The sequence below is a fragment of the Lichenibacterium minor genome (assembly GCF_004137685.1).
GTDB lineage: Bacteria > Pseudomonadota > Alphaproteobacteria > Rhizobiales > Beijerinckiaceae > Lichenihabitans > Lichenihabitans minor.
Window position 1 is genome coordinate 1 of sequence record NZ_QYBB01000073.1, and the last position, 12,225, is coordinate 12,225.

Annotated in this window: 14 protein-coding genes; 4 read left to right on the forward strand and 10 right to left on the reverse strand. The window is 71.4% G+C overall.

The annotated features are described in order from the left end of the window. The coding region (locus D3273_RS25905; protein ID WP_245501394.1) for an HlyD family secretion protein at window positions 1-1,130 on the reverse strand (1,130 nt) is incomplete at its 3' end. 80 nt (window positions 1,131-1,210) lie between these two features. Between D3273_RS25905 and D3273_RS25910 the strand changes: the two genes are divergently transcribed. Continuing rightward, window positions 1,211-1,900 carry a TetR/AcrR family transcriptional regulator gene (locus tag D3273_RS25910; protein ID WP_129229851.1) on the forward strand — a complete coding sequence of 230 codons (690 nt, stop codon included), beginning with the start codon at window positions 1,211-1,213 and terminating at the stop codon, window positions 1,898-1,900. 97 nt (window positions 1,901-1,997) lie between these two features. Here the strand turns inward: D3273_RS25910 and D3273_RS25915 are convergent, their stop codons facing one another. The 8 genes from D3273_RS25915 to D3273_RS25950 all read right to left on the reverse strand — a co-directional run bounded on the left by D3273_RS25915 (window position 1,998) and on the right by D3273_RS25950 (window position 8,181). Beyond that, window positions 1,998-2,255, reverse strand: a complete 258-nt coding sequence (locus D3273_RS25915) for an integrase core domain-containing protein (RefSeq protein ID WP_281011419.1) — start codon at window positions 2,253-2,255, stop codon at window positions 1,998-2,000. Window positions 2,256-2,793: 538 nt separating this feature from the next. After that, the gene (locus D3273_RS25920; RefSeq protein WP_129229853.1) at window positions 2,794-3,696 is read right to left on the reverse strand and encodes an amidohydrolase family protein; all 903 of its coding nucleotides are present in this window, start codon (window positions 3,694-3,696) and stop codon (window positions 2,794-2,796) included. Further along, a complete protein-coding gene (locus tag D3273_RS25925; RefSeq protein WP_129229854.1) occupies window positions 3,696-4,496 on the reverse strand; it encodes an SDR family NAD(P)-dependent oxidoreductase in 801 nt (266 codons plus the stop codon). The genes D3273_RS25920 and D3273_RS25925 overlap by 1 nt, the downstream gene beginning before the upstream one ends. 20 nt (window positions 4,497-4,516) lie before the next feature. After that, window positions 4,517-5,395 (reverse strand): alpha/beta fold hydrolase, encoded by an 879-nt coding sequence (locus D3273_RS25930; RefSeq protein WP_245501395.1) that lies wholly within the window; start codon window positions 5,393-5,395, stop codon window positions 4,517-4,519. Further along, complete coding sequence (locus D3273_RS25935; protein ID WP_129229855.1) at window positions 5,392-5,940, reverse strand: carboxymuconolactone decarboxylase family protein; 549 nt, start codon at window positions 5,938-5,940, stop codon at window positions 5,392-5,394. The genes D3273_RS25930 and D3273_RS25935 overlap by 4 nt, the downstream gene beginning before the upstream one ends. Beyond that, window positions 5,940-6,764 carry an alpha/beta fold hydrolase gene (locus D3273_RS25940; protein WP_129229856.1) on the reverse strand — a complete coding sequence of 275 codons (825 nt, stop codon included), beginning with the start codon at window positions 6,762-6,764 and terminating at the stop codon, window positions 5,940-5,942. The genes D3273_RS25935 and D3273_RS25940 overlap by 1 nt, the downstream gene beginning before the upstream one ends. Further along, window positions 6,761-7,366 (reverse strand): DUF4286 family protein, encoded by a 606-nt coding sequence (locus D3273_RS25945; RefSeq protein ID WP_129229857.1) that lies wholly within the window; start codon window positions 7,364-7,366, stop codon window positions 6,761-6,763. Before D3273_RS25945 ends, D3273_RS25940 begins: the two co-directional genes overlap by 4 nt. Beyond that, window positions 7,366-8,181, reverse strand: a complete 816-nt coding sequence (locus D3273_RS25950; protein WP_129229858.1) for an alpha/beta fold hydrolase — start codon at window positions 8,179-8,181, stop codon at window positions 7,366-7,368. The genes D3273_RS25945 and D3273_RS25950 overlap by 1 nt, the downstream gene beginning before the upstream one ends. Before the next feature lie 20 nt (window positions 8,182-8,201). On the opposite strand from D3273_RS25950, the gene D3273_RS25955 reads away from it, so the two are divergent. Further along, the gene (locus tag D3273_RS25955) at window positions 8,202-9,197 is read left to right on the forward strand and encodes a LysR family transcriptional regulator (protein WP_245501396.1); all 996 of its coding nucleotides are present in this window, start codon (window positions 8,202-8,204) and stop codon (window positions 9,195-9,197) included. A gap of 5 nt (window positions 9,198-9,202) precedes the next feature. Here D3273_RS25955 and D3273_RS25960 read toward each other — a convergent pair whose 3' ends face one another. Continuing rightward, window positions 9,203-10,537 (reverse strand): cation:dicarboxylate symporter family transporter, encoded by a 1,335-nt coding sequence (locus D3273_RS25960; protein ID WP_129229859.1) that lies wholly within the window; start codon window positions 10,535-10,537, stop codon window positions 9,203-9,205. A gap of 738 nt (window positions 10,538-11,275) precedes the next feature. Here D3273_RS25960 and D3273_RS29455 point away from each other — a divergent pair. Then, window positions 11,276-11,728 (forward strand): transposase, encoded by a 453-nt coding sequence (locus D3273_RS29455; RefSeq protein ID WP_245501397.1) that lies wholly within the window; start codon window positions 11,276-11,278, stop codon window positions 11,726-11,728. Beyond that, on the forward strand, window positions 11,725-12,132 hold the full coding sequence (locus D3273_RS29460) for an IS5 family transposase (protein WP_245501398.1): 408 nt from the start codon (window positions 11,725-11,727) through the stop codon (window positions 12,130-12,132). Before D3273_RS29455 ends, D3273_RS29460 begins: the two co-directional genes overlap by 4 nt. Window positions 12,133-12,225 lie beyond the last annotated feature (93 nt).

Consider the following 12,225-nt stretch of genomic DNA (forward strand, 5'->3'; position numbering starts at 1 on the left):
TGCGCCCCCGTGCCGGGCGAGAAGCTGTCGACGGTGCCGCGGAACGCGTGGTCGCCGAAGGCATCCACGGTGAACTCAACCGGCTGGCCGACCGCCATGTCGCCGAGCTGCGTTTCCTTGAAGTTGGCGACGAGGTAGATGTCGCGGCCCATGGGCACCACGGTCAGCAGCCCCATGCCGGCCTGCACCATCTGGCCGACCCGCACCGAGCGGTCGCCCACCACGCCGTCGACGGGCGCCCGCACGACCGTGTAGCCGAGGTTGAGCTCGGCCCCGTCCAGCTTCGCCTGCGCCGATGCGATGCCGGCGACGGCGCTGGCGGCGAGAGCCTCGTAGGTGTGGACCTGCTTCTGCGCCGAATCGAGCGCCGCCCGGTCCTTGTCGAGCGTCGCCCGGTGCTGGCGCAGGTCGGCATCGGTCTGCTGCGCGCGCTGCGACGTGCCGGCGCCCGCGGTGAGGAGGTCGGCGTAGCGCTTCGCTTCCTGCACCGAGAAGGCGAGCCCGGCCTCGGCATTGACGATGTCGGCCTGGGCGGAGGCCACGGTGGCGGCCTGCTGGATCACCGCAGCCTTGTAGCCGTCGAGCTGCGCACGGGCCTTCTGCAGGTCCGCCCTGGCGCCCGCGACCTGGATGCGGGCGTCGCGGTCGTCGAACGTGGCGATGACGTCCCCGGCGCGGACCGGCTGGTTGTCGCCGACCGCCACCGCCGTGACGAAGCCGGAGATGCGGGGCGACACCGTCACCTTGTCGGCCTGCAGGAAGGCGTTGTCGGTGGTCTCCTGGAAGCGGCCCACCGTCCACCAGTGCCAGCCCGTGTGCCCGCCGTAGGCGACGGCGGCGAGCAGAACCGCGGCGAACATCAGCTTCTTCACGCTTCCCTTGCGCGGCGGCCGGCTGGCCGGAACGACGGCCGCGGGCGGGGCCGCCGCGGGCGTGCCCTGCCGAGACGCGGCGGCCTGCTGGGGCGAGGTCGGGGTTTCGGGGAGCCTGTCGAGCGGGGCCGGCACGGGCTCGGGCGACGCGCTGCGCGCCACGGCCTCGTCGTGCCGGGGATGCACCGCCTCGGCCGCGGCCCGGGGATCGCGATCCGTCCGGTCGAAGCTTTGGCGGTCCGAAGAGATGCCGTCCATCCGTCCATGCCCAATTGAACAAAACAGTGCCGTTCTGTTATGATGACGTGGGTCGTCGACGCAAGGGATATGATCACGGCATGACGCTCGCCCTCGACGAACCGCAGTCTGCCGTGGACACCCTCATCCCCAAGAAGGCGCGGCGCGGTTCGGGAGGGCGCCCGTCGCAGGAGGAAGCCCTGCGGCGCGACGCGCGGCTGATCGAGATCGCGGCCGCCATGTTCATGGAGCGCGGTTTCGACGCCACGACCGTCGACGCCGTGGCGGAAGCGGCCAGCGTCGGCAAGGCGACGCTCTACGCCCGCCACCGCGACAAAGCCGCCCTGTTCGCCGCCGTGGTCCAGCGCCAGATCGACCGGTGGCTCTCCGTCAGCGCCATGGAGGTCCCGGGCCCGGACGAGCGCATCGAGGATGTCCTCGCCGAGATGGGTCGCCGCATGGTGGCGGCGATCCTGGTCCCCGAAGCCATCGCGATCAACCGCATCGTGACCGCCCAGGCGATCCGCTTCCCAGAACTGGCCCACAGGGCGCACCGGGAAGCGTGGCAGCGCTCGAACGCCTCGATCGCGACCGTGCTCGATCATTTCGTCGCGGACGGCCAGATCGCCGTCGAGGACAGCGAGATGGCGGCCGACCTGTTCCTCAGCCTCGTCGTCGGTCGACTGTCACGCTTGGCCATGCTGGGCATCGCGATCGACCCCGGACAGGTCGACCGCCGGGTCGAGGCCGCGGTGGCGGTGTTTCTCCATGGCGTCGCCAGGCGGCCCTGACTCGCTCCGCCGGTTTCGCGCGCGATCCTCCCTCAGAAACCGGGCACGGCGCGCTTCGTCGAGGCTGGGATTGGGATCGACCCGTTTCCGTGGACGGTCAGTGGACGTGTTCGGGTGGGCTCGTCATTGGGCTAGCTTGGTCGTGATGGAAGCGCCTTTCGTGGCCGATGGGAGATCGATCGCCGAGGCCCGAGTGCAGGCGCAGCGGATCGCAGAAGCCCTCGACGAAGGCGAAGAGAGCTTTGCGAGCGTCGGCCTGCGAACAGAAGGATGACCGGCTCAGGAGTTCGCATTCCAGGATCGAGAAGAAGCTCTCGGGCATGGCGTCGTCGTAAGGATTTCCGACGGAGCCCACCGAAGGGCTCGACGCCGGCTGCCTTGCAGCGACGGCCGAAGGCGGGAGACATGCGGTGGCATACCTGATCGGAGCGGTGGATCACGTCTTTCGGCTTGTGCTGGGCGACAGCCGTGCGGGTCCGCGATCGCGAGGGCGTGGCAGGAGCGGAAGTTCGAAGGACCCAAACCAGGCGACGGAGATGCAGACGCATCTCCGTCGCATCGCGCCGCACGAGCGGCGGGGCGCGTTCGCGCTTGCCAGCGGTCACGATTTTTGACCGCTGCCATCACGGTGACGGAGCATGAGGTCGACCACCTCGGCGGCGTTCTGGTCCTCGACAAGGCGGCATGATCCGATCCCACCGCGTCATCGGCGGGAGCAGGCCTCGGGAGGTGCGGGTCAGCGCCTGCGACGTCGGCGTCGCCGAGGAGACGAGCATGGCGGCAAGCCGCGGAAGGCCGAGCTCGAAAGAGCCCGTCCCTCGCTTGATCGACCCCGACATCGATGGCGAAACTCCCGCGACGGGCCCTTGCCGCCTGTGCGTCGCCGACGGCGGTCACGCCCCTTCTCCTGCAGCGGGCGGAACGTCGAAGCCGAAGAAGGCCGCGGGATTGTCGACCAGCAGGCGGCGGCGCAGCGCCTCGGTGGGGGCGATCTCCGCCACGAGGTCGACGAGGTCGCCGTCGTCCGGCATCGGGCCGTGGATGTTCACATGCGGCCAGTCGCTGCCCCACAGCACGCGCTCGGGCGCGTGGCGGGCGAGGCCGGCGGCGAGGGGCACGGCGTCCCGGTACGGCGCGCCGGCCTTCGACAGCCGGTCAGCACCGCTGAGCTTCACCCATACCCTCCCCGTATCGAGCAGGCGCTTCAGGGTGGTGGCCACCGGGCCGTCGCGGCCGTCCTCGAGGTCCGGCCGCGCCATGTGGTCGATGACCACGGGTGCCTCGATGCCCCGGACGAGGGATTCGACGTCGACCAGTTGCGCGCCTCCCACGTGGACGGCGACGTGCCAGCCGTGCGGGCGGACGAGGCGCATGACGTCGCGCATGGCGTCGGGCTCGAGCCGCGCCGACAGGTGTGTCATGAAGTTGAAGCGGACGCCGCAGACCCCCGCAGCGGCGAAGCGCGCGACCTCGCTCGGCGGCGTGTCGGGCCGCACCAGCGCCACGCCGCGGTAGCGGCCAGCGCCCGTCCGCAGCGCATCGAGGAGCGGGCGGTGATCGAAGCCGTGCCCCTGGCTCTGCACGATGACGGCGCGGTCGAAGCCCATGCTGTCGTGCAGGCGGCGGAGCGCCGTTTCGGGCGCCTCGCTCGGCGTGAAGCTGCGGTCCGGCGGCAGCGGGAAGCGGTCGAACGGCCCGTAGACGTGGCAATGCGCGTCGCAGGCGCCGGCGGGCGGGGTCCAGCGCGGCGCGTGCGGGGCGGGGTGCGGAGGAGGGCCGGCGGGGGGCGACGCCATCAGTCGCACCGCGCCGTCATGCCGCCGTCGACGACGATCTCGGTGCCGGTGACGAAGCGGGCTTCGTCGGAGGCGAGGAACAGCGCCGCGTTGGCGGTATCGCGGCCGTCGCCCATGAAGCCGAGCGGGATCCGGGCGACGCGGGCTTTCAGCAGCGCCTCGACGTCGCCGCCGGCCCGCTGGCCGGCGAGCCGCGCTTCCACCATCGGGGTATGCATCTGGCCCGGCACCACGGTGTTCACGCGGATGTTCCGCTTGGCGTATTCGACCGCCGTGACGCGCGAGAACTGGATGATGGCGGCCTTGGACGACGCGTAGGCGACCTGGGCGGCGCCGGTCCAGCGCAGGCCCGAGGTGGAGGCCGTGTTGACGATGGCGCCTCCGCCCTGACGATCCATGACGGGGATGACGTGCTTGCAGGCGAGGAACACGCTCTTCAGGTTGACGTCGAGCTGCCGGTCCCAGGCTTCCTCGCTCAGCGCCACGGCGCCTCCCGGCGCCGAGCCACCGACGTTGTTGACCAGGATGTCAATCCGCCCATAGGCCTCGACGCAGGCCGCCACCATGGCCGCCACGGCATCCGCCTCGGTCACGTCGCAGGCGTGGGTGCGGATCTCGCCGCCGGTCGCCTCGGCGCGCTCCACCGTCTCGGCCATGCTGTCCGGGCGAAGGTCGGCGGCGAAGATGCGGGCGCCCTCGCCGGCGAAGAGAACGCAGGCGGCGCGCCCGTTGCCCCAGCCCGGCCCCACGCAGCCCGCGCCCGTGATCAACGCAACCTTGCCGTCGAGACGTTTCGCCATGCGTGTCCTCCTTCAGCGGTTCAATGGGTCTTCATCCAGGCCACGATGGCCTCGGCCACCGCCCGCGGCTGCTCGGGCACGAGCGCGTGGCTGGCGTCCGGGACCAGCGCCACCGTGACCCGGTCGCCGAACTCGGCCTTCAGCTCGCCCCGCTGGTCCGGCGTCTTGAACGGGTCATCGGCAGCCTGGATCTCCAGCAGCGGCGCGCGCCCCGCGCCCCACCAGTCGGACTGCTTCGTGCGCAGCGTCGCGGCGCGCTGGTCAGCGTCGACGGCCGGGTACCAGCCACCGAGCCACACGGCGGGATCGTGGCCGGGCGCGAAGAGGGTGCGCCGCAGGTCGGGCAGCCGCTCGGCGTCGGACCGGGACGTGTCGCTGCTGGCCGTCACGGCGGCGGCGAGCGCGTCTGGGTAGTGCTTGCCGGCCGCGGCCGCGATGACGACGCCGCGCACGAGGTCGGGCCGGTCGCTCGCCACCGTGCGGGCGACGAAGTTGCCGAAGGCGTGGCCGACCACCACGGCTCGCCCGTCGTGGGCGGCCTCGATCACGGCCTCCACGTCGCCGCCCAGATCGTGCAGGGTCAGGCCGGCGGTCGGCCCGGTGCTGCCGCCGATGCCGCGCGGCTCGGGGCGGAGCACGCGGTAGCCCGCCGCGGCGATCGGGCCCGCGATGGGGTCGAAATCCTCCGCGGCGCGGCCGCGCGACGGCAGGAGCACGACCAGGGGACCGATCCCCTGCGCGAGAACATCGATCGTGGCGCCGCCGGGCGCCGGCACGGTGAGGTGTTCGACCGCTTCGGCGGCCACGGCAACGGTCGCGAGCCCGACGACGGCCGACACCGCCAGGGCGAGCGGGAGGGCGGCGGATGCCGCCAGGGCGAGCGGGAGGGCGACCCTCACGGCCGGAGTTCCATCGCCTCGCCTTCGGGCAGGCCGATGCCGAAGGCGTTCAGCGTCATGGCGACCAGCGTGTAATAGCCGAGCAGCCCCACGAGCTCGACCGTACCGGCCTCGCCCAGCACCGCCACGGCGGCGGCGTGGACCTCGTCCGAGACGCCGTGGTCGCGGTGCAGCATGACGCTGTAGTGGTAGACGGCGCGCGACCCGGCGTCGGGCAGGTCAGGCGCCCGTCGCTCCGCGATGGCGGCGACCACGGCGGGATCGATGCCGGCCTTCAGCGCCTCGCGCTTGTGGGCGAACCACTCGTAATGGGACGTCCACGCCCGCGCGGTGACGAGGATCGCCAGTTCCGACAGCCGCGGCTCGAGGCTCGTGTCGTAGCGCAGGAACTCGCCGAGGCGCTGGGCGCGGTCGCCGAGTTCCGGGCTGTGCAGCCAGGCGCGCAGCGGGGCCGGCACGCGGCCGCGCTTGCCCGAGGCGGCGGCCTCGGCGACGCGGCGCTGGGCCTCGGTCATGTCGGCGGGCGTGAGATCGCGGATGCGCATCAGGGGACTCCGTCGGGAAAGGCGCGGTCGAGGAGGCCGGCCAGCGCCGCGTCGAAGGCGGCGGGCCGCTCGACGTTGGGCAGGTGGCCGGCGCCTGGAACGGCGGTGAAGACGGCGTCGGGCGCCGCCTCCGCCATGCCGCGCAGCGCGTCCGGCAGTGCGCCGTCCTCAGCCCCGGCCAGGAACAGCGCCGGGCAGCGCAGCGCCGCGGGACAGTCGCGGAAATCGTAGTGCTGGAGGGCGCGGGCGCCCCGCACCAGGCCGTCGAGCGGCGTCGCACCGATCATACGGCGCACGGATGCGACGCCGGGGCCGCCGGCCTCGACCGAGGCGGGCGTGAACCAGCGCCGCACCGTGGGCTCGACCAGCGCCGCCATGCCGCCGGCGCGGGCCAGGGCGATGCGCTCGTCCCAGGCGGCGGCGCCCGCGGCCGTGGAGCCGCCCTGGCAATCGCAGACCGCCACCCCGGCCACCCGCTCCGGGCAGCGCGCCGCGAAGCCGAGCGCCGTCACGCCGCCCATAGACACGCCGGCCACGGCGGCGCGGGGGATGTCGAAGTGGTCGAACAGGGCCTCGAGGTCGCCGACGAGGCGGTCGAAGCGGCAATCCGCGTCGGGCACGGAGGAGCCGCCATGGCCGCGCTGGTCGTAGCGCAGGACGCGGTAGCGGCCCGAAAAGGACGCGGCCTGGCGGTCCCACAGCGACAGGTCGGTCATCAGCGAGTTGGAAAAAGCGATCCAGGGCGCGCCCTCCGGTCCATCGACGCGGCAGCGCAGCACGACGCCGTCGACCATCACGGCAATGTCGCGGGTCGGGGCGCTCACGCGGCAGGCCCCCGGCGATAGGGGGCGTAGAGGTTGAGCGTCGTCGCCCCGCCCTCGCCCAGCGCCGCGAAGGCCTCGACGGCGCGGTCCTGCGGCAGGGGCCGCGCATAGTCGGCGAGCACCCAGGTCTCGTCCGCCCCGAGCGTCGCGAAGGCGCGGAGCTGGAGCAGCCCCGGCAACGTCCCGGCCCGCTCCACCAGGGCCGCGACGGCGCCGGGGCCGGGCTGCCCCGGGTAGCGCGCCGCGACGAGCCGCGCCACCTCGGCCACCGGGCGCGCCGTGGCGGAGCCGGGGGCGATCTGGCGGGCCACCACCCGCTCGCGCCCCACCGTGCGGGGCAGGACGCGGCGGCTCCAGGGCGTGCCGTTGGACCCTGACACGGCGCGGTACTCCGGCGTATCGACCGCGGCGGGCGAGGTCATGTCGTAGAGCGCCAGCCAGCGCGGCCAGCCGGCTAGGCACACCCAGCGGGACGCACTCTCGAAGCCCGGCAGGGCCCGGCGCTGGGGGGCGTGCTCGGTGTCGTACCAGTCGTTGAACTCGTCCTCCAGCGAGGCCGGGGGCTCCATGGTGACGAGGAGCAGGCCTTTGGGATCCGGCATCAGGCTTCGGCCTCCGTGACCGTGGACGCGCGACGAGCCCCGGCGATGTGGTCGAGCAGGGCCGCCGCCATGGCGTCGGGCGCCTGCACGGGCATGACGTGACCGCTGTCGATCACGGCGAAGCGGGCACCTGGAACAAGGTCGGCCACCGCCTCCACCTCGGCCGGCGGCCGCAGGAGGTCATGCCGGCCCGCCAGCACGATGCAGGGATGGGGAATCGCGCCAAGCCGGTCGGCCACGCCGGATGCGGCCAGCGCCAGATTGGCGTGGGCGTAGGACACGGGATCGTTGGCCAGGAACCGCGCCCGATAATCCGCGAAGCGGTCGCCCCTGAGGTGCTCCGGGAAGGACCGGGCCAGCGTCGCCTCGGCGATGCTCCGCATGCCGTCACGCACAGCCTTCTCGGAGCGCTCGATCAGATAGGCACGCCGATCCGCCGGCACCGAGAGCGCCGGCGCGCAGAGCGCGAGCGTCGCCACGCGCGCCGGCCGGCGCAGCGCGAACAGGGCCGCCACCGCCGCCCCCGCGGCGACGCCGACGAGGTGGACCGGCGCGACGATCCCCACCGCGTCGAGCAGCGCCGCCAAGTCGTCCGCCCCATCGTCCAGCGAGAAGGGGTGCCGCGGCTTCTCGGACAGGCCGGCGCCGCGCGCGTCGTAACGCAGCACGCCGAGGCCCGCCTGCGTCAGGAGGGGCGCCACCGCGTCGAAGCTGTCGAGGGCGCCGCCGAGTTCGTGGAGCAGCACCGCGCTCTCGTCGCCCCGGCCCTCGCGGGCGAAGCGCAGGCTCAGCCCGTCGCAGTGCGCGAAGCTCACGGCGCGCATCCCGCGGCGGCTTGACAGGATTTCCGGCGCGTCCCGAAGGTGGCGTTCAAAGGGAGGGCAGGCCGATCGACATCCGCGAACTGCGCACCTTCGTCACGGTGGTCCGCGGCGGCAGCGTGAGCCGCGCCGCCGAAGAGCTGAACGTCGCCCAGCCGGCGCTCAGCCGGCAGCTGAAGAAGCTCGAGGAGGAGCTCGGCGTGACGCTGCTCGACCGGCACGGCCGCGGCGTGACGGTGACGCGCGCCGGCTCCCTCCTTCTGGCACGCGCCGAAGCCCTGCTGGCCGAATTCGCCGGGATCGGTCCGGCCGTGCGGGCGTCCGACGACGTGGTCGCGGGCCACGTCACCTTGGGCGTGCCGCCGGCCGCGGGCCTGCTGATCGCCCCGGCGGTGTTCCGCAGCTTTCGGGCGCGCTGGCCGGCCGCGACCCTGCAGATCCGCGAAGGGATCAGCTCGCTGCTCGAAGAGTGGCTGCTCGACGGGCGGCTCGATGTGGCGGTGCTTCACAACCCGCCGCCGCTCGACGGCATCGCGCTTCAGCCGATCCTGCAGGAACGCATGGTGCTGGTGCGGGCGCGGGGCGCCGTGGAGACCGGGCCGGTGCGCTTCCGCGACCTCGCGGCAGTGCCGCTGATCCTGCCCAGCATGCCCCACAGCAACCGCCGCCTCGTCGAGCGTGCGGCGCTCCAGCACGGGGTGCGCCTCAGCGCGTCGATCGAGGTGGATTCGATCCCCCTCACCAAGGCCATGGTGGCGGGCGGCTTCGGCGCCACCATCCTGACCCACGCCGGCGTGGCGCGCGAACTCGCCAGCGGCGAGCTGTCGGCGCAGCCGATCGACAACCCGCCCCTGCTGTCCTGCGTGGTCATCGGCAGCGTCGCGGCCGAAAGCCCGCGCTGGCTCGTGGGTGCCTTGGCCGGATTGGTGGCTGAGGAGATCGCATCCCTTGTCCGGTCGGGCGCCTGGGCCGGCGGGCGCCTCGTCGCGGGCGAGGCCGCCCCGGCCTGACGCGCTCACGCCCGCCCCGCCGGCTCGGGGGAAACGGGCGGAAGAGCCTCGGAGCCGCGCTCCTCCGCGCCGGACGGACAGATCCGCCCGGACGCCTGATCGGTCATGTAGCGGTCGAACTTGGCGCGGTCGAAGGCGCCTTCCCAGCGCGCCACCACGAAGACCGCCACCGTGTTGCCGACGACGTTGGTCAGCGCCGTGCAGGTCGCCATCAGGCGGTCGATGCCGAACAGCAGGCCGAGCCCGCTGAGCGGCAGGGCCCGGACGGTCTGCAGCGTCGCGGCGAGCTTGATGAATGCGCCGCCTGCGACCGTCGTCCCGCCCTTGGAGGTGAGCAGCAGGATGCCCAGCACGCCCAGCTGCTGGCCGAGCGAGAAGGGCGTGTCGGTCGCCTGGGCAATGAACGCGACCGCGATGGCCATGTAGATGGACGTGCCGTCGAGGTTGAAGCTGTAGCCGCCGGGCAGCACGAAGCCGACGATCGCGCCGTCGCAGCCCGCCTCCTCCAGTTTCAGCATGAGGCGCGGCAGCGCCACCTCGCCCGACGCGGTGCCGAGCACGAGCAGCAGCTCCTCCCGGATCAGCCGCAGGATCGACAGGATCGACAGGCCGGCCAGCGCCGCGACGGCGCCCAGCACCACCAGCACGAAGGCGAGCGACGTCGCCCAGTACAGGACAACCACCTTGGCGAGGTAGTACAGGGTGCCGACCCCGAACGACCCCACGGCCGCCGCCATGGCGCCGAAGGCGCCGATGGGGGCCAGCCGCATGATGAAGCCGAGCACGCGGAACAGGATGTGCTGGCCTTCGGCGATGACCTTGAGGATCGTCGAGTCCTTGCCGGCCCCGCCGACGCTCAGCGCCGCGCCGGTGAGGATCGACACCAGCAGTACCTGCAGGATTTCGCCCTTGGCGAAGGCGTCGACCAGCGTGTTGGGGATGATGGACAGGAAGAAGCCGACGGCGGTGAACTGGCTCGCCGCCGCCGTTGCCTTGGTCAGGCCCTCGCTCATGATGAGGTTCGAGGCATGCAGCCCGACGCCCGGCTGCACGACGTTGACCACCACAAAGGCGAGCGCCATGGCGACTGTGGTCATCACCTCGAAATACAGCAGCGCCTTGAAGGCGAGCCGCCCGAGCTGTCCCATGTCCCTGACGTGGGTGAGCCCGAGCACGACTGAGCAGAAGATGATGGGGGCGAGCAGCATGCGCAGCAGCGCGATGAAGGCGTCGCCGAGCGGCTTCATGTCGACGGCAAGGGCCGGCGACGCGATGCCCAGCAGGATCGCCAGGGCGATGCCGATCAGCACCTGGATGTAGAGCTGTCGTAAGAGTGCCACCTCGACGCGTCTCCCGGTTCGGCGTCTTGCTGCGCCTCCTCTGCGGCAGTGAAGCAGTCGCGAGGGGTCGATGCAAAGGCCGATGGGTCATGGCCGGCCATGCCGGCCCGGCATGGATCATACGATAGTGCGTCCACCAAGCGGAACCTCGATGATCATCCAGGTCGGAGCGCGCTTCGACTGATGCCAAGCGACGGGAATGCTGACGCATCTCCGTCGCGTTGCCCCGCACGAGCGGGCGTGCGCGTTCGCGCCTGCCAGCGGTCGAAATCTTCGACCGCTGGCATCGGAGCCTGTTCGCCTTGCCTCAACTGGTCACGAGTTGGATCACCCAATGGCAGTTTGCGACGGTCACGGCGTCCCCCGGCGGCCGCCGGACTCCGCTCCAGGCTGCGCGTGATGCTGTGATGCCGATCGATCCGGGTGCCGAACGTCCCCTCGATGCGCCATCGCACAGGCAAAGGCTTGAAGCCCTTCGCGTCCTCGTCGCGGATGGACACCTGAACCTCGATGCCATGGGGAGCGGCGGCCTATGCCATGCGGGCGCCGCCATCGATGCCATCGACCTCGACGCGTTCAGGTTTCCAGCCTGCCGCCTCGGCGCGGTCCAGCGACAGGGCCGCTGCCGCGTAAATACCCAGAGGGTTCGCAGTTCGGCTGAGAGCTTGACCCAAAAGGGTGGCTGACCTCGTCCTGGTTGTGTGATTCAGAGTTGGCGACCGAGCCAGCGGGATCGCCATGTGGACCGACGAACAGCGAGAAAAGTACAAGCGTCCGGGCGGTGGCTTCCCGAGCGAAGTCACGGACGCGGAATGGGCGGTGCTGGGTCCGCTAATCCCGGATGCGACTCCCGGTGGCAGGCCGCGGAAAACCAACATGCGCTCGGCGATGAATGCGATCCTGTTTCTGCTGCGGACCGGCTGTCCATGGCGTTACCTGCCGCGGGACGGCTTTCCTCCGCGTTCGACGGTGTACAACATCTTCCGCAAGTTCCAAGCTGATGGCACGTGGCATGCGATCTGGGACCAGCTTTACCCGATGCTGCGGGAACGCGAGGACCGTGAAGGATCGCCCTCGGCCGGCATCATCGATAGTCAGACGATCAAGTCGGCAGAAAAAGGGTCTATAAATCTAAGAAACAGACCGTCGACGCAGCCGACACGGTGGGTTATGAGCCTGAAAAGAAGGTGAAGGGGCGCAAGATCCACTTTATCGTCGATACGCTTGGCCTGCCGATCCGGCTCGTCGTCCATTCTGCAGGAGTCCAGGACCGCGATGGCGCATCGCTTCTGTTCGACAAGATCAAGCTTCGCTTTCCGTGGCTGGAGTGCGTGTTCGCCGACACAGGCTACAATGCGCAGCAGACCTACGAGGCAGCAGGCGCCAACGGGCTGCGGCTGGAGGTGGTCCGCCGTAATCCCAACGCGGCCGGCTTCGAGGTGATCAAGCGACGGTGGGTTGTCGAGCGGACCTTCTTCTGGCTCGGCCGGAACAGACGACTAGCCAAAGACTTCGAGAACCTCGCCTCCACCCTGCTGGCCTTCGTCACGCTCGCTGCCATCCAGTTCGGCATCCGGCGACTCGCGCGGCCGTAGGCTTTTGAGTCAGGCTCTGAGGGCTGTCAGGCGCCGATGGTGCCCAGCACGGTGCTGAAGGTGCTCGCATCCGAGGTGATGCGAGCCGTGGCC